The following is a 21,978-nucleotide window of genomic DNA, read 5'->3' on the forward strand; positions in this document are numbered from 1 at the left end:
AAATGTAACTACCCATAGATTAGTTTATTTTTATCACATTTTGTCGGTTAATACAATAAGTTGTCGAGTTTACACTAATAGCATGTTAATAATGTATTTTTATACAGAAGTCAGAGTAATATTCTAATAGATGAAAGAAGGAGTGCAGTTGGAATTTATAGAATATTTAATTAACAGAAAGGAGATGGGAGCTTGCAACAAACAGAAAGCAGTAATTTATTATTTAAATTAGATGAAGCTATTCACCTCTTTGTCAGGCCGGATACGTTTCCGTTGGCTCTTCGTGTAATGAAAAAAGGAGAACCCCTTCCAGATCGTGTCAAACGCCCTTATAAAGACTTCGGAAAAACATTTAGCATTTGCCAAGGGATCACAATGGCTAGGAGATATGGCTGGGGACTAGCGATGGATCGGGAGGATCTTTCCTGCCCAATTGCAAAGATCGCTTTTGGTTTTGAAGAGGAATTAGCCTATTATTCAGAGGGAAATTTAACCGATGGGATGTATACAAAAACATGTGATATTGGTACCATAACGGAGTCAGCTGTTCCAAAATTTACAACTGCTGAATCGGGAACTGTATTGATGGCTCCGTTAACGCGTGCAGCATTTGAACCTGATGTGATTGTTGTCTATGGAAATTCCGCACAAGTCATGCGTATGGTTGCAGGGGCTCTTTATCATACAGGCGGCGAAATTACCTCAACCTTTACAGTGCGAGCTGATTGTGCAGATATAGTCATTAAGACTATAAAATCAAACAAACCACAAGTTATTCTTCCATGCTATGGTGACAGGGTATTTGGACAAACACATGATCATGAAATGGCCTTCACCATTCCATACTCCTCCGTAGAAAATTTCATTGATGGATTGAAGCAAACACATAAAGGCGGTGTCCGCTATCCGGTTCCAACGTATTTGCAATATGAAGAAAAATATCCGGAAACCTATGAAAAATTAAATGAAATGTTTAAATGAATGCATGAAAAAGTATGAGAGGAAGTCCCCCCTCATTCTTTTTCATGCATTCTTCAAATCTAGCAGTCTTTTATCAACTAGGCGTTTTTCTTCTTTTTTTATCGTACCTGGTGCGACTTTCTTGAGAATAGGTGTCACACGGATAACATCTTGGAGTTTGCTAATTAGGCTTTCATCAAGTTCCTCTTCAGACTCTATAAATAGCTCGAATTCGTCCTGGTTGCGTTCCCACGAAACTATTCCTTGGAACATTCTATACCCCGCTTCCTCCAATACAAGCGAAAGCTGCTTTTCTCTAACAAACATCCCTTTTACCTTTATTCCATCACTCACTCTTCCAAGAACTCCAGCAATCCGCTTGCCTTCATAACCTTCCACCCAGCGTGACAAATCTCCGGTTCCAAAGCGAATGAGCGGATAGCTTTTGTCATATAAAGTCACGACAATTTCACCTTCACCTGTATGAACTTCCTTCCCATTATGTGGATCGCAAATTTGCACAACCGCTGTATTAGTCAAGCATAAACCAGGCCCTTTCTTATCCTCAAAGGCAATACAGCCACAATCTGCAGTGCCATATCCTTCATAGACTGATATCCCACTGTCCTCACATCTTTTTCTCATATCCGTTGTCAGCATCTCCGCCGTAAAAAATGCCTTGTTTATATGAATCTCTTTGCCTGGCATCCACCCCTTTTCCTCCATTGCGTCTAATAAGATGGAAAAGAAACTCGGTGTACCGACATAACCAGTCACTTGTAAATCCTTCATCACTTGTATTTGCAGTTCACGATTACCTGTTCCAGCTGGAATGACTGTTGCCCCTATTTCTCTGAGAGCAGAGTCAAACATAAAGCCTGCGGGTGATAAATGATAAGAAAAGGTATTTTGTACTATATCCCCCTTACCAAAACCTGCAATAGACAGAGCCTCAGAAAATCTCCAAAAATCTTGTTCTTGTGTTTGAGGGTCGTAGATTGGGCCCGGAGACATAAATATTCTTGCCATCTCTGCAGCTTGGATCGTTGTAAAATTTCCGAATGGGGCATTTATACTCTGAAGCCTAGGCAATTGATCCTTTTTTAATACCGGAATTTTCTCCAAATCCTTAAATGACTGAATATCACCTGGAGAAAGGCAAGCCTCATCCATAATCTCTTTGAACCCTTTTGCATGGTCATAAGCATATTGGATAACGCCTTTCAATGCCTCCATTACAGCCACCTCTTTCTTCTTTTATACGATTTAATTTCTTTATAGCTTCTTCGTCCCTTATCGCTCATCCCTAAATAAAACTCACGAACATCCTGATTAGCTAGTAATCTTTCAACTGTTCCATCCATCACAATACGGCCATTTTCCATTATGTAGCCATAATCGGCAATAGATAACGCTACATTCGCGTTTTGTTCAACTACTAATATCGTTGTCCCTTCCTCTTCATTAATTTTCTTGATGATGGCAAAGATTTCTTTCACAAGCAATGGAGCTAGTCCAAGTGAGGGTTCATCTAATAGCAGTACTTTAGGCTTAGCCATGATTCCACGGCCAATTGCCAGCATTTGCTGCTCACCCCCGGATAAATAGCCTGCCTGCCTGTTTTTTAACATTTCCAGCTTCGGAAAATAATGATATACCTTTTGGATATCGTCCTTAATATTTTTGCGGTCTTTACGAGTGTGAGCACCTGCTATTAAATTTTCCTCAACTGTTAATTGCTCGAATACACGACGCCCTTCCATGCATTGAAAAATCCCTTTTTTTACAATCGTTTCGGCATCGCTGACATCAATTCGTTCTCCGTACAACTCGATATATCCGTCAGTCACTTCACCATTTTCGCTTTTTAATAGACCGGATATGGCCTTAAGAGTAGTAGTTTTTCCTGCACCATTACTTCCTAATAAGGCAACAATCTTTCCTTTAGGAACCACCATTGACATTCCTTTTAGGACAAGAATAACCCGGTCATACATGACTTCGACATTATTAATCGTCAGCATACAATTCCTCCCGCTCATTACTTTCAAAAAGGGAGCGTCCGTTAAAACGCTCCCACCCTCATTTAATAGCCGATATAATCTGTGAATATTTCAAATTTGCCATTTTCTACTTTTGCTAATCTAATTTGGTTAGTACCAGCATGATTATCAGCTGAGAAAGAAACTGGTGCTGCCAGACCGCCTAGATCAAGATTTGATAATTTTTCTAAACCGCCTCGTATCCCTTCACCCGTTGTCGGATCATCAGCCAGCTTCATGCCTTCAACCATAATTTTCGCTGAAACCCATCCTTGGATGAACTTTTGGTTCTTATCCTCTAACTTTTCACCTTTACCTTCTAAATACTCCTTTATCTCCGCTATACCTGGTAAATCTTCGTAAGGAAACGCATGTGTCACAACACCGATAAAGCCTTCCGCTGCATCACCTGCAATTGGAAGCAAGCCTTCACCTGTTGCCCAGTTCAATCCAATAAATTGTGTATCTATCCCTAGCTTTTTGGCATCTTTTAGAATAGTTGCTGTTGCCCCCCACGTTTGTTGAATAAGCGCATAATCAGGGTTTTTCTTTTCCATATTTAATAATTGTGAAGTTGCATCAAGCGTTTGCAGTTCAATAATTTGTTCATCAACAACGTCAATACCAATTTCTTTTGCAAAGTTTTTCGCATCTTCAATTGGTGATTTTCCAAATGCTGTATCATTATAAAGTAAAGCAACCGTTGGGGTTCCACCGCTATGATTATCTTTTATCCACTTTAAGGCTGATCTTGCTTGGTCTGAATAAGTCGCAGCAGCTAAAAAGTTATATGGGCTTTCCTCTATATTTTTGAGGTTTTCGGAATAAGAACCGGAAATATATGGAAGCTTATCAGTCGCCACTTGCTGGCGAAGAGCTTCGGTATCACCTGTTCCCCATCCTAAAATAGCTGCCACCTTATCTTTTGATTTATATTTTTGATAAAGTTTTTGAGCTTCAGGAATTTTATAAGCATAATCATCACTGATTATTTCAACGTTATGGCCATTAATTTCTTGCTTACCTATATGCTCAAAATACGCTTTTGCACCTTCAGCATAAGGAGTTCCAACATCACCAGTTCCTCCTGTAATATCAAAAATCCCACCGAATTTAACTGTACCCTTTGTATTGCCTGAACTCTTCTCACCGCCTGAACATGCTGTAAGCAATCCTAACATTAACACTAACAACACAGCCCAAAACTTTCTCATTTTCTTCCCCCTTAACTTGAGTAAATAATTATTAAAAATTAGAAGTAATTGCAAATTACATCCAATATCTAATCACCTAATATGAAAATGGCCACAATCTAAAGTAATCTTTAATATTTTTCCATATTTTCGCCAGCCCTTGTGGTTCATAAATAAGGAACAATATAATAACAAGTCCAAATACAACTTCCTTCATTCCAACGAGAACATTAGCAATATCCGGGAAAATCCCACTTAAAAGCTCAACACCTGAGCGTAGAACAACGGGCAGCAAAGTAATAAAAACAGCTCCATAAATAGAACCAAATACACTGCCTAATCCACCTACAAGTATGATGGCTAAATATTCAATCGAGACGCCAATGCTATACAGCTCTGGACTTACAACCATCGTGTAATGTCCAAGCAATGCCCCTGCTACACCTACAAAGAACGAACTGACGATAAAGGCAAGCACTTTATACTTGAATAAATCAATACCCATCACTTCTGCAGCAATATCCCTGTCCCTAACAGCGATAAAGGCTCTGCCAACTCTTGACCGGAAGAGATTTAATGTGAACATTGTTGTTATGATCAGGACACCAAACATTAAATAGTAATAGCTTGATTCACTATTAAAGATAAAACCGCCAATTTCAGGTCTAGATAGGACCATTCCAGCTGTACCGCCTGTTAGTGAGTCCCATCTAGAAATTACAAAGAGGATGATCACCTGGGCTGCCAAGGTAGCAATAGCTAAGTATAGTCCCTTTAAACGGAGAGAAGGCAATCCAAATAGTCCTCCAACAATTGCAGTGATCATCCCGGCCGTTGGCATCGCAATCCAAAAACTTAAGCCAAGCTTTGCCGTTAGAATGGCAGATGTATAGCCGCCGACACCTAGAAAGGCCCCAACCCCAATGGATATTTGTCCAGTAAAACCAGTTAATATATTTAGCCCGATGGCGCCTATGGCAGCAATTCCACAAAGAGTGGCGAGACCAACAACGTAATCAGATGCTATTAGCGGAAAGATGGCTAAGAGTGCAAGCATGATAAAGACACGTACTCTTACGCGGGTGATTTTCCATATGGCCATATCTTGTTTGTAGTTCACATGGAACTCTCCACACCCCATTACAAATGGATTCTTCATCCGGTTACACCCTCTCGATTTCTTTTTTGCCAAATAAACCATAAGGCTTGAACATGAGAATAAAGACTAGAATGACAAATGGCATGACTTCTTTCAATCCGCCGCCAACTAATGGATCTAAGTAGCCTCCTGTCATACTTTCGATCACACCAATAATGAGTCCCCCGATAATCGCCCCAGGGATACTATCCAAACCGCCAAGAATGGCAACAGGAAGCACCTTAAGCCCAATAGCCGAAAGCGATGCATTAACACCATTAATATTTCCGAGCAAAATACCGCCGACTGCTGATACAACTGCTGCTATCGCCCATGCCACAGCAAAGATCACTTTCACACTTATCCCCATTGACATGGCAGCCTGCTGATCATCCGCTGTTGCACGCATCGCAATCCCAAGCTTTGAATATTTGAAAAACAGTGTAAAAATTAACAGCATGATAATAACAATGACCAATGACCATAAATAAACCGGAGCCACTACAACTTGGCCTAAACGAACGGGCTCTTCAGAGAAGATTTTTGGAAACACACGTGTTTCATGGCCCCAAATAATATGCACGATTCCTGCTAACACACTTGATAATCCAATTGTTGCCATGATCATAGAGATAACTGGTTCACCGATAAATGGCCGTAATACAATTCTTTCAATGACAAAACCGAGTACAGCACTGAAGATGAGGGCAATTAATAATGCGGCAATAAAGGGAATGTTATAAGCTGTTATTAAGGTCAGACAAACATATGTCCCAATTAATAGAAATTCCCCTTGCGCAAAGTTAATGGCGTCACTAGATTTATAGATTAATACAAATCCGAGCGCCACCAATGCATACACACTTCCTACTACGATGCCTGTTACAAGCATTTGCAAAAAAAACGCCATTAAGCAGCTCCCTCTCCTTCTTCCATGAAAATCACTTGAAGTGTTGTATGAATCGTTTGTTCATTTCCATCCCGATATCTGATTTTTCCTTCAACATTTATTTGCCCTTGCTCAGAGTACAATCCTTCAATCAACGATTCATATTTTTTGGCTACAAACTGTCTTCTAACCTTTTTCGTTCTTGTCAGCTCCTCATCATCCGCATCAAGCTCTTTATAAAGAAGGACAAATTTTCTCACGCGTGCTTTCTCAGGTAACGTTTGATTGATTTCATTTACTTGCTTTTGAATCATGTCTAAAACTTGAGGCTTGGATGATAAATCTGTGTATGTCGTATAGCTTATTTGATTTTTCTCTGCCCATCTGCCGACGTTTTCCATATCAATATTAATCATCGCCACCACGTATGGACGGTCTTTTCCAATCGCTACCGCTTCTTGAATGTATGAGCTGAATTTCAATTTGTTTTCAATAAATTGCGGCGAAAACATTTCTCCTGAATGCAGCCGGATGACATCTTTTATTCGGTCGATCACATATAAATGACCTTGATCATCCAGTCTCCCAGCATCTCCAGTATGCAGCCAGCCGGATTGAATCGTTTCCAATGTGGACTTTTCATTTTTGTAATACCCTTTACATATGCTTGAACTCTTGATAAGTATTTCTCCCTCCTCAGAGATTTTCACCTCTGTTCCAGGAATTGGGATGCCAACACTGTCAAATTTAATGTCGCCGTCACGATGAACGATCGAAATTCCAGATACTTCTGTTTGTCCATAAATACTCTTTACATTTACACCGATACTATGGAAAAACTCGAACACATCCGGACCAAGAGGCGCGCCTCCAGTATAGGCACGCTTCATATTAAGAAGTCCTAAATGGTCTCTTATCGCGCTAAACATAAAATAATCGGCTATTTTATATTTCCATTTCGTACTGATCGATATTGGCTTATTATCAAAATGCGCTCTCGCTACTTTTTCGCCAATAGGCTTGCACCATTGATAAATTTTTCTTTTCAGCCAGCCGGCATCCTGTATTTTCACTTGAAATTTCGAAAGCATATCTTCATAGATTCTTGGTGGTGAAAACATCACTTGAGGTCCGATTTCTCGTAGATTTTCTAACACAGTGGAAGGTTCTTCTGGGAAGTTAATGGTCATTCCATTATATAGGCCCATCGCCATGGTCATCATTTGTTCCCCAATCCAAGCGAGCGGGAGGAAGGATACATATTCATCCTTTTCTGTAAGCGGGTCAATGTTTGAAAGGTTTATTGCCATTTCCAGCAAGTTCTTATATGTGAGCATTGTTCCTTTCGGATTCCCGGTAGTCCCGGAAGTATAAGAAAAAATTGCAACATCCTCTTCATTGCCTTTCTCCACCTCTGATAGAAAAAATGAAGGGGACTCTAATTCAAAATTCTTTCCCATTGCTTGGACATCCTTAATGCTTAGTAAACAATCATCCTTATAATTTCTCATTCCCCGTGGATCATAGTAGATAATCGTCTTCACCTTCGGAATCTCTTCGCGAATCTCAAAAACTTTATCCACTTGCTCTTGATCCTCCACTACAACGATACTGGCATCACAATGGTCTAAAATATAACTAATTTCACTTGGAAGTGATTCTTGATAAATTCCGACTGACACGCCTCCCAGACATTGAGTAGCTAATTCGCTCATCACCCACTCAGGGCGATTATCTCCTATTACAGCTACTTTATCTCCTCGTTTAAGTCCTAGCTTGGCTAAGCCTAGACTGAGAAATTTAACTTCTTCTAAGTATTTTTCATACGTAATTTCATTCCATATACCAAAATCTTTTTCTCTTAAAGCCACATTTGATCCGGCTTTACTTGCCCACTCTAGTAAAATTTTAGGAAATGTCTTGTTCGAGCTGGACATCAATTTAAAACCTCCCCTATCTGCTTACCCAACATTTTCTTCACCTAAATAAGCATCAATAACCTTTTGGTTATTTTGGATTTCATAAGGCGTTCCGTAACCAATTAACTTTCCAAAATCGAGGACAGCAATATGATCAGAAAGGTCCATCACGACACCCATATCATGTTCTATTAGAATAATGGTCGTATTCATTTCCTCATGAATATCGATTATGTACCGGGCCATGTCTTCCTTTTCCTCACTGTTCATTCCGGCCATCGGCTCATCTAGAAGAAGTATTTCCGGTTCTAATGCAAGAGCTCTCCCGACCTCAACGCGTTTTTGCAAGCCATAGGCTAGTCTGCCGACAGGCGTATCCCGGATGTGTTCAATTTCTAAAAAATCAATGACATTTTCAACCTTTTCCCGATGCTCCACTTCTTCTCTCTGTGCCTTCCCCCAGTATAAACCTCCAGAAAGGACTCCCGTTTTCATACGGACATGTCTGCCAAGCATTAAATTATCCAAAACTGAAAGATGCGGAAACAATTCAATATTTTGAAAGGCCCTAGCGATTCCAAGGCTAGCGCGCTTATGAGGCTTAAATTGGGTAATTTCCTCTCCTTTAAAAAGGACTGATCCTTCCGATGGGCGATATAGGCCACTAATACAATTGAGCATACTTGTTTTTCCAGCCCCGTTTGGACCGATTAATGAGAAAATCTCACCCTTCTTCACTTCATAAGATACATGATCTAAGGCTACGACTCCCCCAAATCGTAAAGTAATATCCTTTATTTCTAAAATCCCCACCTAGCAATCTCCCCCTGTTTGTAACATAGTAGATTAAATATTCCAAATATTATTTATATTCTACGACAATTATCTATTTCCTTTTTTATTTGCTATGTTTAGTTGTTAAAGTTTATCGCATAATAACGGACAGTAGAACCTTAATTGATATAAGCTTCATTTTTTCCTTCTTAATACGAAAAAAAGAGTGCAACCAAAAGGATTACACTCTGTCGACATTTTTTAGTCATGCTTTTTGTTCTTCCCTTTTACAAAACGATAGGCAAGATAGGCTATATAAAGCGGAGTTGCGATATAAATTAAATATGGAAATTGGCCTTGTGTACCTTTTTTATAAATAATATACAAAATACAACCGAGGAACACCGTGACAATGGTCCCGTACTTTGGAAGAGGGATTTCTTTAAGACTAGGAATTCTAATTTTACTAACCATTAAAAAACACATACCTGTAAATACAACAGTTGTGATAATATGAGGGATTTTGTCCCCAAATAAAGTTAATAGGGCCAATATTCCTCCAGCAGCTGTAATCGGTACTCCGACAAAATAATTTAATGAAGTCTTGCTGGAGCTAATGTTAAATCTAGCTAATCGATAAGCTCCAAACAATGGAAATAACCCAGCAATGGCCATTCCTAAAATACCAAATTGAAAAAAATAAGTATAATATACTAAAAATGATGGCGCTACTCCAAATGTAACAATATCAGCCAGAGAATCAAGCTCTTTCCCTAATTGGCTATCAACGTTTAACATGCGGGCCAGTCTTCCGTCCATGCTATCTAGCATCATCCCGATTAAAATTAAAATAGCTGCGTTCTTAAATTGTCCGGTCGCAGCAAAACCGACTGATAAAAATCCGCAATATAAATTTCCAAGCGTGACCATATTGGGAATTGCCTTATAAATTTTCACAAGTCGTAATCTCTCCTAACGATATTTATCTATATCATATGTCATTACATTATTTTCACCCTATATTTTATGTACAATTTATGCCCTTGCTGCTTGCTAAAGAAGATTATAACACTTTTTTCCTCTGTTTAAGCAATCTTCTTATAAAAAAAGGATTATAAAAGCATCGGAATTTACACCGATGCTAAATAAAATAATATCAATATATCATGAATCTATTCTTTCAATAATTGTCGCATTCGCCATGCCATGCCCTTCGCACATTGTTTGGAGACCATATCTTCCTCCAGTGCGTTCAAGCTCATGCATCAATGAAACCATTAATCTTGCGCCGCTTGCACCAAGAGGATGACCGAGTGCTATTGCACCACCGTTTGGATTAAGTTTGGCAGGGTTCGCGCCCGTTTCCTTTAACCAAGCTAGCGGGACAGGTGCAAAGGCCTCATTTACTTCAAAAACATCAATTTCATCTATTGATAATCCTGCTTTCTTTAATGCTTTTTCAGTGGCTGGAATAGGTCCAGTTAACATTAAAGTTGGGTCTGAGCCGACAATCGTTCTAGTGAGTATGCGGAATCTTGGCTTCAACCCTAGTTCTTCGGCTTTTTCTCGGGACATAATTAATAATGCTGCCGCTCCATCACTAATCTGACTAGAGTTTCCTGCATGAATGACTCCATCTTCTTTAAACACAGTTTTTAAACCGCCAAGAGCTTCAACAGATGTGTCCGACCGCGGTCCGGCATCCTCTGAGACAGTAACAGTTTCGCCGTCTGGCAAATTGACTTGAACAGGAACAATCTCTTTTGAAAAATAGCAATTGGCTTGCGCCTTCAATGCTTTTTGATGACTTTCATATGAAAATTGGTCCAATTCCTCTCGAGTTAATCCGTATTTTTCAGCTATTCGTTCTGCTGATAAGCCCTGATGAATCATTTCATGCTGGTCCATCAGCTTGTCACTAAATGGAACCCCCTGATAGCTGGAACCAATTGGTACACGTGACATATTCTCAACCCCGCCAGCAATGACAACATCCATATCACCAGCAATTATCGCCTGGGCAGCAAAATGAACAGCCTGCTGGCTTGAACCACATTGACGATCAATGGTCGTGCCTGGGACCTCAATTGGAAAACCAGCAATGAGAGAGGCAACTCTTGCAATATCGCCACTTTGTTCTCCAATTTGAGACACACAGCCCAAGATAACATCATCAATAATCGCTGGATCTATTCCTGCTCTCTCTATTAATGCCTTTAATGCCTCAGCAGCAAGATCATCCGCTCTAAAATCATTAAAAAATCCATTTCTTCTGCCTACTGGTGTTCGAACGCCTTCCACAATAACCGCTTCCCGCATCCTTTCAACCCCCTATTGACTGATAAATCTAATTTCCATTCATTGTAATCAATCTCCTGCTTAGAAATAGACTTATTTAGCAGACTTTTCATTCTACATAGTTTTTATCGTACTCGATATTCCATCTTCATTTAAAAATAACCTAAATTTAATGCACATAAAGCTGATACCTTGGTACTACACTGATAAAGGAGCAAATAAAAAAAGTGTGGTTTGAAAAAACACAATCGTGCCCTTCATTATTAATTGATCATTTTAAATAGTGCCGTATTTATTTTTTAGTATTTCTTCTGCAATCAATTGATAGGAACGAATTCGGTCTTTAGGAGAGTATGTTATCGTCACAATCATGATTTCGTTCGCATTATATTGAGCTTGAAGCTCGCATAATTTCTGTTTCACTACTTGGGGATTACCGATTATCATGTTTTGTTTTATTTTATATAAAGTAGTTTTTTCTGTTTGATCTAGCTCGTATTGTTTTGCTTCTTGAATAGAGGGGATGCTAATGTGGCCTTCTCCTTTTTCTTTTTGCAATGACCATATTAGAGAACTTAAGACAATCTCTTCTGCTAGTTCATTCGTTTCTGCACATATAGCTGAAACAGTTAAAATCACTTTAGGGTGTTGGCCCACTTTTCTTGGTGTAAATGAATTAATGTATTCTTGAATAATAGATGGTCCGTCATTGTCGCTCATAAACTTTCCGAATGCATAGGGCAATCCTTTTTCTGCTGCAAATAATGCACTTTTTTTACTTGTACCTAGAATCCAAGGTTCTGGTGAAATTTCTGGCAATGGAGAGGCTGTGACTTTCGCGTATTTGTGATCTTCAGGAAAATTATCGTCTACAAAATGAAGTAGATCATTCACTGTATTTGACATGTTCCACACCTGCTGTAAAAAGTTATCAGATAATGCGTTGGCAGCTTCAGCTGATCCACCTGGGGCCCGTCCAATACCGATGTCAATTCGATTTGAAAATAATGTAGCTAACGTATTATAAACTTCTGCCACTTTATAAGGTTTATAATAGGGTAATAAAACAGCCCCAGAGCCGATCCGGATTCTATTAGTGTTCGCTCCAATGTAACTCAACAACACTTCTGGTGCTGAACAAGCTAATCCTGGTAAATCATGATGTTCAGCAATCCAGTAGCGAGAATATCCTAGTTTTTCTCCCGCTTGAGCTAATTTCATAGATTCATTTAATGCCTCTTTGGCTGTTTGATTTGAAGAAATTGGTGACTGATCCAAAATGCTTAATTTCATCACTCCACCCCTACTTTCTTAATCCTTCACTTCAAGCAATCTTAATGAATAGTTTCCAACTTGCCCTTTTTCATATAAATTTGTAATCGAAGTAGAATATTGCTGAATTGTCCCTCTAAATGCTAATTCCCTCTCAGGAATTACCACATCAAATGTCCCTTGATATAGCAACGTTGCTATATCATGATACTCTTCACTCGTCACTTCAAAAGAAACCAAAATTTCATATAAATCATTCACTTTTCCTTGTTTATAATCGTACACTTTTATCAAAGTATCATTTAATATTATTTCATTAACCATGAATTGTCCCTCTTATTTCCTTTTATTAAAAATATAGCATTTGGATAAAGGGGTAGCAAATATGCTGTTTGTTCATTATTAAAAGGGCTAGCGTGAAAAAAGGTCCGTGGAATATTATCCCCAACGGACCTTCATTGATATTTATGCTAATCCCTTTTCAAGCAAGATAGCCTTCAAATATTTTCGAATTCTATACAATTTCGTTTTTACTGTATTTTGGTTTAGCTTTAATAATTCAGCTATTTCTCTTTCCTTTAGTCCATAATTAATTTTAAGTAAAAACACGTTTTTTTGATCAGGAGAGAGGGAGTTAATCACAGAATGGATTTGCTCATTTAAGAAATTTAGTTCTACTTCCTGTTCAACATTTTGATTCATGATCACGTTCGTATTCTCAAGGTCTGTGTTTACTGCCAATCTTTCAGTCGTTTTTCTTTCTTTTCGGATCACGTCAATGGCTGTTCTCGTGGCAATGGATGACAGCCAGGCTCCCATTTTCTCTTTATCCTGAATGGTGTCCATTTTTTGATATGCTTTAAGTAAGGTTTCCTGAACCACATCCTCAGCCAAATAATGGTCTCTCGTAATACAGTAAGCTGCATGAAAAATCCGCTTATAATACAAATCACAAATTTCTTTCATATTAATAGAGCAAGTATCCATTTTCATCCCCTCCCTCACTTTCTATTCAAAATATTGCTTTACAAAATCCGGAACGTTATCACTGCTAAAGCTTTTTATATCGATATACCGATCATTATTATATTTAATAGCAACAACATATGGTCCATCAATATATCCCTTCGTATCCTTCAAAGTTGTTTCCAGCATTGTTTTATCTGTTACTTTAAGGATATTCCCTGAACTTTCCATCTGTTTGAATACTTCCTCATGGGAGTAGCCTCTATAGTCGATATCTAGTTCATCCTTCGGAGCAATGTAGGCAGTATCAATATCTGAAGCATTGATTCTCGCATTCTCCAATAACCCTTTTTCAGCAAGCCACTGTTCAAATTTCTTATATGAAACTCGCCATTCCATCATAACCGTTTTATCATTTCTCTGAAGAATTTCAATTACCGAATAGGCATCTCGATTATCCTGCATCTCTTCATACGTTGCCTGATTAATCTCATCTTTTAAGATGGAAATCGCTTCTTCCATTTCAGATGGGTCGACAATGATTGATCTTTTACTTACAGGACCATATGGCTGAATGGTTACCTTCTCGATCTGACCCTCTTTTACTTGAAAAATTTCATTCGTTACCCTTTTATATTCTGGCGATTCATAAATTAACTTATAAAATTGAGCATATTTATTTTTATCAATCTCGTAGTTTCTAACGATTCTCTTCCCATTTTTTAGCTCATAGACAAAAAAGGCAGATTCTCTTGAAGATGTGTTGTCACCCTTATTGGCTACAATTTCCTTATGAAGCCTTCTTAAAAGCTCGATATTATCTGTATCCTCTAGATAATAAGGTTCCGCTTCAGTATTATTAAAGTGGTAATAGCTGTTTCCAAAATGGACACGTTCAATTTCACTCGTATACGGAATATTTTTCTCATATTGAGTGAAATCCAACTGAAATAGCACGAAAAGCACCGCCATGGCACAAACATATATGAGAAACCCTCGAATATGAATGATTATCCTCCAAGATTTTTGTAGTACCATCTCAGCTATAAAATACCCTAGAATAGAGCCAAACAAATAACCTGCAATAAGCCAAAAGGCGCCGCCACCCATTTTCCCGAAGTACATTCCGCCTAATAACATAGAGCAAAATGTTGCTCCATATTTAAAGATTGGCTTCATAAATGGAAAAATGAGAGCCTGTGAAACTGCCTCAAGCCTTCTTTGCTTATAAACCCATAAGGATAACCCATAAAGTATAAAGATCAGCAAAATATAGATGATGATTTCTCCCCATCCAATCGGTCGTCTGCTGATTAAGCTCAAAGCGACTAAAGGGGAAAAGGACTCAATTTTATTTTCCATGAAATATTGTTCAGGAAAGCCGTATAAGTAAAACGGCAAATTAAAGCCAAATAGTATTATCAAGCCAATTGGCAGAAGCAGAAGAATATAGGTTAACCCGCCTTGGACAACAGATAATCCTGTTATCATCGCGACAAAAACGGATACCATGTAAATAACTAAATTAAACATAATCGTGATGCCTAGCCATTGAAATACATCGCTAATCGTTAAAAATTCATGCAAATTTAAAGGACCATAAATAATCAAAATTATTAGAGCGTTTAGAATAACTGGTGTTATTAAAATGACTGCTCCAAAAAGAGTAAACACGTGATATATTCGCTCTCTTTTAATTGGCAAACTATGCATAAAATCGCTAAAGTGCTTTACCTGCAAAAAGCGAAATAAGAATATGGCCAGCAGAACAGGAAGTGCTATAGATAAAATACTTTGAATCTCAGCATTATACTCGAATAGATTCTTTGCCCTTTGAAAATACAGATGCTCCTCAAACTTAGATTCTGTCATTAAAATTTCTAATGGAACAGCGATAAACAACCCTAGAAAATATACGATCGCTACCCATCCAACACTTCTCAAGATGGTTTTCCACATCTCTTTGCTAACCAAGGATATTTTGGACTGCATATCCAACATCCCCCATTTCATAAATAAAAATTTCTTCTAATGTTAGTGGCAGGATATCAAATATGATAGGGCTATACTTTTTTATTCTGGCTGATATCTCTTCTTCTTTTCCATTCACAATAAATAATTGGACACTTCCGCGTTTTTCCTTATGAAGGATTTTGACTTGGTCAAAGATTCCTGGTGGAGTCGGCCCATTAAAGGCAACCTGAATTTTGTGAGTGTCTGATTTTAGATCATCCAATTCTTTTTCAATCATTAACTTTCCTTTATGCATAATGCCAATGAAATCACATAAATCTTCAACCTCTCTTAAATTATGAGAGGAAATTAACACAGTCATTTCACGTTCAGCTACATCATCGATTATTAAGCCTTTTACTTTTTTTCGCATGACCGGATCCAGTCCATCCATTGGCTCATCGAGAAGAAGTACATCGGGTTTCGTTGATAGCCCGAGGATAAATGCAGCCTGTCTTTGAATCCCCTTTGAAAATTTATGAACCTTTTTATGTAAATCCATATTAAATGCTTTGACTAATTCTTCAAAACGATTCTGATCCCAAGCTGGATATATATTTTGATAGAATTGCGCCATTTGCTTCACTGTGTATTGAGGCAGAAAATAAGGAATATCCTGGATAAAGAAAATTCTTTGCTTCATGTTAGGGTTCTCATAAACTGGCATTTCATCAATGGTGATTACCCCATCATCTTGAACATAGATTCCTGTTATTAGCTTGAGAAGTGTCGTCTTTCCTGCTCCATTAGAACCAAGTAATCCATATATAGATCCTTTGTTCACTGTTATATTCATATTCTCTATAGCTTCTAAGTCTTCAAATGCCTTGCGGACATTTCTAATTTTGATCATCTTCTATCCCTCCCCCGACTATAGCTTCAACCTCATGAATGATTTTGTATAAATCATCTACCGATATGCCTAAGTACATAGCTTCTGAAAGCAGCTTTACTAGCTCTGATTTCACCTTACTAAGCTTTTCGGCATTAGGCGAGGGACTAGCCGGACTAACAAAACTGCCTTTTCCTTTAATGGAATAAATATATCCTTGAACCTCAAGCTCTCGATAAGCTTTCTGGATCGTATTTGGATTTATGGTCAGCTGCTGGGCTAGCGTTCTCACTGAAGGTAGCTGTTCATCTGTTTTTAATATTTCTGTTATTATCAGCTCTTTAAGCCGCTCAACCAATTGCTCATATATTGGTTTACGGCTCCTCACATCCAGCTCAAACATTGTGCGCCCCTCCAATCTGATCTAAGTGTACTATGATACATAGTACAGTTGATACAGTTAGAATTATATTATAAAAATATGGAATTGGGAATAGGTATTTGGAAATTTTTTTAAATAAAAAAAGGAAAAGTGATCGATCCACTTTTCCTTTTTCCTTACATATTTATTCAATTATTTATTCAATGCTTTAATTTTCACAGCGCATGCTTTATATTCTGCCGTTCCTGAGATTGGATCAAATTCATTAATTGTCAAGACGTTTGTTGGAACGTCCTCAAAATGGAAGCTCATAAAAATTAAGCCAGGAGCAACTTGGTCAGTTACCTTTGCTTTCACTTGGACGCTTCCTCTTCTTGAGCTCACTTCAACTAAATCTCCAGTATCAATTCCTAATTTCACGGCATCTTCCGGATGAATATCCGCTGACTCCTCAGCCTGCTTTATTTTCACACCACTTGCATAAAGATTTGTTTGGGTATGAGTATTATAAGATTCATAGCGTCTGCCGGTAGTGAGTGTAAACGGATATTCCTCATCTGGCATCTCAATTGGACCAGTATACTTAACCGCATTAAATGGTGATAATCGTAGATTGCTTTCATTTTCATCAAAGAATCTTTGATGGAGAATAAAGGTTCCTGGATGAGATTCATCCGGGCAAGGATAATGGAGACTGTATTCCTTCTCCAATCTAGAATATGGCATACCGCCATACATTTCCCAGGCTAAAGAGCGAACTTCCTCCCATATTTCTTCACTACTGTTATAGTGCATTGGGTAGCCCAGCCTTTTTGCGATTTCACAAAGGATTTCCCAATCGTCCCTCGTATCAGGATGAGCATCAACGGCTTTTCGAACTCGCTGAATTCTACGGTCAGTATTTGTATACGTACCCTCTACCTCACCCCATGATCTTGCCGGAAGAACGACATCTGCCAGCTTAGCAGTTCCAGTTAAAAATATATCCTGGACTACTAAAAGATCCAGTCCTTTTAATAATTTTTCAGTATGTTGCCTATGAACATCCGCGACTAATGGATTTTCACCAATGCAGTATAGCGCTTTTACAGAACCGTCTTCCATTCGTTCAAATGCGCGCGTTTGTGTATTACCTGGCTCTGGATTTATTTTTACATTCCAAGCCTTTTCGAAACGATGGCGATACTCTTCATTAGATAAGCTGACAGCACCTGGCATCTGGGTTGGCAAGCATCCCATATCTCCGGCCCCTTGGACATTATTTTGTCCGCGTAAAGGCATGATGCCACAGCCTTCTCTGCCGATATGTCCTGTCAATAAAGCAAGATTGGCGATATCAAATACGTTATTAACACCACAATGATGCTCTGTAATTCCTAAAGTATAAGCAATCATGGCTTTATCTGCCTTTGCATATTCTCTTGCTGTTTCAACAATATCCTCAGCAGGTACTCCTGTAATCGCTGCTGCGTAATCAGGGGTATACATTTTTACGTGTTCCTTTAAAGTGTCAAAATCAACAGTAAATTTATCAATGAATGCCGGATTATATAGGTTTTCTTCAATAATGACGTGGATCATAGCATTCATTAGGGCGATATCAGAGCCCACATTAATTTGTAAATGGCGATGTGAAACCTTCACCATATCTATTTTTCTTGGATCAATCACAATGATCTTTAATCCAGATTTCACCGCTTTTTTCATGCGGTTTGCAATAATCGGATGGGCCTCGGTCGTATTTGAGCCCATTAACAGTAAAACTTCTGCACGATCAAAATCTTCCAATGTGTTTGTTGGAGATCCATTTCCAAATACAGTTGCCAGACCGGCAACGCTAGGGGCGTGTCAGGTTCGGTTGCAGCCGTCAATATTGTTGCTGCCGATCACTGCTCTCATAAATTTTTGTGTTACATAGTTTACTTCATTTGTACTTCTAGCCGTAGCAAACATCGTAATGGATTCAGGACCAAATTGATCTTTGATTCCCTTAAGTTTGTCAGCAATAAAGGTATAGGCCTCTTCCCATGTCGTTTCCACAAGCTCACCGGCCTTACGGATAAGCGGTGTTGTTAAACGCCTATTCGAATGAACGTATTCATAGGCAAAAGAACCCTTTACACATGTCTGTCCTTTGTTAACGGGCGCATCTTTGTCCCCGCGAATTTTGACAATTTTATTATTGTCAACTTCCACAACAAGGCCACAGCCCGTTCCACAATATCCACAAACTGTTTTAACTTTTGCAGCTTCTCCCATATTCATCCTCCCATTTGTGAAATTTATAAGAGTCTCTTTTTACAAAAATGATCAAAAAATGCTTAAGAGAACTCTTAACAAGTAGCAGCTAGTCTCCCCAGATAGCAGTATTTTATTTAATTTCAAATAGATTGAAATATAAAAATACATATCTATTATACTATATTTTTCCTTTAGTAAATAGGTGAAACCGTCTAGAAGAGTATCGCTTTATTCATTTATATGCTAAGAGCCAGCGAAATCTCCCTGGCTATTTTTTTTCATCAGTTTTTAATTGAAGTGTCTTGTAGTAGTAGTAAGTTTGCCCGCCTATTATTCGTAGCAATGATGTAAACAGCAGCGACTGCGATGATAACTGCGATGAATGAGCCAATGTTGAGGATGCCTTTTTGAGAGTACCAAACAATTGAATATCCCACTGAACCCGCTAACAAGGCATAATAAGCGAATGGGAATAAGGTTTTTCGAATGACCACTCCTTCTTTTCCGTATAGTCCAACTACTGCAGATGCAGCTACAACGTTATGAACACAAATCATATTTCCTGCAGCACCGCCAACGGCCTGAAGTGCTACTACCCAAGTTGAATCTACACCAATTTGTAACCCTACATCATATTGAAATAATGCAAACATCATATTACTAACTGTATTACTACCAGCGATGAATGCCCCTAATCCTCCAATAAAGGTTGCAAAAATTGGCCAAAATTCCCCTGCAAGTGCGGCAACTCCATTTGCCAGTTCAATTGGCATTCTATCAAACCCTGCAGCTCCTCCTCCAGAATTCAAGAACACTTGAACCATTGGCACGGTAAAGATTAAGGCTGTTGATGCAGCAACAGTCGTTTTCGCTGATTGTGACCAAGCCTTCTTGTAAGCGTTTCCACCCATACCGTGAATGAAAAATGTCATGGCTGATACGACAATAAAGATTGTCCCAGGCGAAAACAAAATATCAAAACTAGACGTTATACCAGAACCGAAAATGTTTTCAAATTTTATGACAACCGATTTAAGCCATGTTCCAACCGGAAGAGTTTTTAATCTTGTTAATACAAGAAATAATCCTACTAAAATATATGGCGACCATGCCCTAACCATACTCATTTTTCCATTTTTATGATCTTGGATCTTGATTTCCAACTTTCCAGACCATTCAGGATCCCATTTTGACTTCTCTTCAAAATCCCATTCTTCTCCTTTTGGAGGCATAAGGAACCCTTTTTTTGCAGCAAAGACTACAATCGCAAGACCAACTAATCCCCCAACCATGGATGGGAACTCAGGTCCAAGAGTATTGGCAACGATTACATAGGGAATCGTCATGGCAAAGGCTGCAAATATAGCAAACTTCCAAACCTTAATTCCTTCAGAAAACGATTTGTTTTTCCCAAAGAACCTAGTCATTAATGCCACTACAAAAAGCGGCACTAAAGTTCCAGCAATCATATGTAAGATAGCTACCTTCCCGCCGATTGCTGTCACAAATCCAATCATATTATCTGTAATCGTTGGGTCAGCTGATAAACCGGTACTAGCTCCTACAAGCAATGGTGTACCAACGGCGCCGAATGAAACCGGTGTGCTTTGGATAACCATTCCTGCAACAACTGCAGCCATGGCGGGAAATCCTAAGCCAACCATCAGCGGAACTGCAACGGCTGCTGGTGTACCAAAGCCCGATGCTCCCTCAATAAAGGATCCGAACAGCCATGCAACAATGATAACCTGAATTCTCCTATCAGTCGAAATATCAGTAAAGCCTTGACGGATTGTGCTGAGCCCTCCGCTCTCCTGCAGTGTATTTAACAGCAAGATAGCACCAAAAATAATGTACAGTAAGGTGATTGCCACGACTAATCCATTTATGGATGCTGCTGCAACGTTAGCTCCTGGCACCTTCCAAACGAATAGCGCCAATCCTACTGCGATCACATAGGAAATTGGCATAGCTTTACTAGCTGGCCATCTAAGGCCAACTAAGAAAACTCCTACTGCAATGATTGGCATGAGAGAAAGCAAAGAAAGCATTCCCGTACTCATAAGACATTTTCCTCCTTTTGTTTCATAATGACAAACTTATTATAGCTGGTGTTGCTTATGACGAAACGTTGTTTTCTAAATATCTCAGCCTAAATAACATTATACAGGTATTCGCAAGAATATCAACAATATTCGGAAAATTGTAAAATATGCGCATTGTTTTTCGACAAAAAAATACTGTAAACACTATTATTCCTAGTATTTACAGCATTTATCTATTTTTCATAATATCCGAGCCTTGCTGATATTTGCTTGCCTATATGGATCATACGTGATTGAAGAGCTTCTAGCCGGTTCTTAGTCATTCTCATCGTTGGTCCAGAAACACTGACAGCTGCAATGACTTTACCTAAATGATCAAATATGGGCACAGCCATACATGTAATCCCATATTCATTTTCCTCTAAATCTAACGCAAATCCATTCTTTCTAACTTCAATGAGTTCTTGAAGAAATTGATCTATGTCCGTTATTGTCTTATCCGTATGAACTGGAAGCCCTTTTCGCTCAAGAATATCAGTTGCCACAGCCAGAGGTAAATGTGCAAGTATAGCTTTCCCTACCGAGGTACAGTGCATTGGAGCTCTTTTTCCAACCTTCGAATGCATTCTAAGTGCTTCATTCCCGTCTAATTTTTCAATGTAAACGACTTCCCCTTGATCATAGACAACTAGGTGAATGACTTCATTCGTCACCATTTCTAATTCTTTCAAAAATGGCTTAGCTTCTTCTCTTAAATCAATAGACTCCAGAAGTTTTGAGCTTATATCCAAAAATTTATATCCAAGCTTATATCTTCCTGTTTCCTCATCCTGCTCGACATAGCCATATTGAACGAGTGTTGAAAGTATTCGATAAACAGAGCTTTTATTAATATCCATTTGGTTTGCAATTTCCGTAACACCTAGTCCCCCTTTTTTCATGCTGACGAACATAATAATATCAAGAGCCCGACTTACTGATTTAACCATATTCTCTCTTTCCAACATTTCCTCT

Annotated in this window: 19 protein-coding genes; 1 reads left to right on the top strand and 18 read right to left on the bottom strand. The window is 38.7% G+C overall.

All coding sequences use genetic code 11. The features are described from left to right. Positions 1 to 192 precede the first annotated feature (192 nt). Entirely contained in the window at positions 193 to 981 is a 789-nt protein-coding gene (locus tag V7164_RS16135; RefSeq protein WP_335354593.1) for a DUF169 domain-containing protein, read from the top strand. A gap of 42 nt (positions 982 to 1,023) precedes the next feature. On the opposite strand, the gene V7164_RS16140 is transcribed toward V7164_RS16135, so the two are convergent. From V7164_RS16140 to V7164_RS16225, 18 genes are all read right to left on the bottom strand, one after another. Continuing rightward, positions 1,024 to 2,196: a phenylacetate--CoA ligase family protein gene (locus tag V7164_RS16140; protein ID WP_335354594.1), complete on the bottom strand. Its 1,173-nt coding sequence runs from the start codon at positions 2,194 to 2,196 to the stop codon at positions 1,024 to 1,026. Next, a complete protein-coding gene (locus tag V7164_RS16145; protein WP_335347732.1) occupies positions 2,196 to 2,984 on the bottom strand; it encodes an ABC transporter ATP-binding protein in 789 nt (262 codons plus the stop codon). Before V7164_RS16145 ends, V7164_RS16140 begins: the two co-directional genes overlap by 1 nt. Before the next feature lie 62 nt (positions 2,985 to 3,046). Further along, positions 3,047 to 4,216, bottom strand: a complete 1,170-nt coding sequence (locus V7164_RS16150; RefSeq protein WP_335347731.1) for an ABC transporter substrate-binding protein — start codon at positions 4,214 to 4,216, stop codon at positions 3,047 to 3,049. Between the two features lie 76 nt (positions 4,217 to 4,292). Next, positions 4,293 to 5,354 carry a branched-chain amino acid ABC transporter permease gene (locus tag V7164_RS16155; protein ID WP_335347730.1) on the bottom strand — a complete coding sequence of 354 codons (1,062 nt, stop codon included), beginning with the start codon at positions 5,352 to 5,354 and terminating at the stop codon, positions 4,293 to 4,295. A 4-nt stretch (positions 5,355 to 5,358) separates the two neighbouring features. Continuing rightward, on the bottom strand, positions 5,359 to 6,243 hold the full coding sequence (locus tag V7164_RS16160) for a branched-chain amino acid ABC transporter permease (protein ID WP_335347729.1): 885 nt from the start codon (positions 6,241 to 6,243) through the stop codon (positions 5,359 to 5,361). Beyond that, positions 6,243 to 8,159 (bottom strand): AMP-binding protein, encoded by a 1,917-nt coding sequence (locus V7164_RS16165; protein ID WP_335347728.1) that lies wholly within the window; start codon positions 8,157 to 8,159, stop codon positions 6,243 to 6,245. The genes V7164_RS16160 and V7164_RS16165 overlap by 1 nt, the downstream gene beginning before the upstream one ends. A gap of 24 nt (positions 8,160 to 8,183) precedes the next feature. Continuing rightward, complete coding sequence (locus V7164_RS16170; protein ID WP_335347727.1) at positions 8,184 to 8,954, bottom strand: ABC transporter ATP-binding protein; 771 nt, start codon at positions 8,952 to 8,954, stop codon at positions 8,184 to 8,186. Positions 8,955 to 9,176: 222 nt separating this feature from the next. Then, entirely contained in the window at positions 9,177 to 9,845 is a 669-nt protein-coding gene (gene pssA, locus V7164_RS16175) for a CDP-diacylglycerol--serine O-phosphatidyltransferase (RefSeq protein ID WP_438824025.1), read from the bottom strand. Between the two features lie 234 nt (positions 9,846 to 10,079). Beyond that, a complete protein-coding gene (locus tag V7164_RS16180) occupies positions 10,080 to 11,234 on the bottom strand; it encodes a thiolase family protein (RefSeq protein ID WP_335354595.1) in 1,155 nt (384 codons plus the stop codon). A gap of 255 nt (positions 11,235 to 11,489) precedes the next feature. Further along, positions 11,490 to 12,506, bottom strand: coding sequence for an LLM class flavin-dependent oxidoreductase (locus V7164_RS16185; RefSeq protein WP_335354596.1), 1,017 nt, complete (start codon positions 12,504 to 12,506; stop codon positions 11,490 to 11,492). A gap of 18 nt (positions 12,507 to 12,524) precedes the next feature. Beyond that, the gene (locus tag V7164_RS16190) at positions 12,525 to 12,809 is read right to left on the bottom strand and encodes a DUF3219 family protein (protein WP_335348096.1); all 285 of its coding nucleotides are present in this window, start codon (positions 12,807 to 12,809) and stop codon (positions 12,525 to 12,527) included. Positions 12,810 to 12,950: 141 nt separating this feature from the next. Beyond that, positions 12,951 to 13,472, bottom strand: a complete 522-nt coding sequence (locus tag V7164_RS16195) for an RNA polymerase sigma factor (RefSeq protein WP_335354597.1) — start codon at positions 13,470 to 13,472, stop codon at positions 12,951 to 12,953. A gap of 21 nt (positions 13,473 to 13,493) precedes the next feature. Beyond that, on the bottom strand, positions 13,494 to 15,443 hold the full coding sequence (locus V7164_RS16200) for a DUF6449 domain-containing protein (protein WP_335348094.1): 1,950 nt from the start codon (positions 15,441 to 15,443) through the stop codon (positions 13,494 to 13,496). After that, positions 15,418 to 16,317 (bottom strand): ABC transporter ATP-binding protein, encoded by a 900-nt coding sequence (locus V7164_RS16205; protein WP_335354598.1) that lies wholly within the window; start codon positions 16,315 to 16,317, stop codon positions 15,418 to 15,420. The genes V7164_RS16200 and V7164_RS16205 overlap by 26 nt, the downstream gene beginning before the upstream one ends. After that, positions 16,304 to 16,699 (bottom strand): GntR family transcriptional regulator, encoded by a 396-nt coding sequence (locus V7164_RS16210; protein WP_335345985.1) that lies wholly within the window; start codon positions 16,697 to 16,699, stop codon positions 16,304 to 16,306. Before V7164_RS16210 ends, V7164_RS16205 begins: the two co-directional genes overlap by 14 nt. 171 nt (positions 16,700 to 16,870) lie before the next feature. Beyond that, positions 16,871 to 18,943, bottom strand: coding sequence for a formate dehydrogenase subunit alpha (fdhF, locus tag V7164_RS16215; protein ID WP_335354599.1), 2,073 nt, complete (start codon positions 18,941 to 18,943; stop codon positions 16,871 to 16,873). A 257-nt stretch (positions 18,944 to 19,200) separates the two neighbouring features. After that, positions 19,201 to 20,982, bottom strand: coding sequence for an L-lactate permease (locus V7164_RS16220; RefSeq protein WP_335345984.1), 1,782 nt, complete (start codon positions 20,980 to 20,982; stop codon positions 19,201 to 19,203). A 215-nt stretch (positions 20,983 to 21,197) separates the two neighbouring features. After that, a complete protein-coding gene (locus V7164_RS16225; RefSeq protein WP_335345987.1) occupies positions 21,198 to 21,968 on the bottom strand; it encodes an IclR family transcriptional regulator in 771 nt (256 codons plus the stop codon). Between the last annotated feature and the right edge of the window lie 10 nt (positions 21,969 to 21,978).

The sequence above is a fragment of the Bacillus sp. JJ1474 genome (genome assembly GCF_036965225.1).
Lineage (GTDB): Bacteria > Bacillota > Bacilli > Bacillales > Cytobacillaceae > Cytobacillus.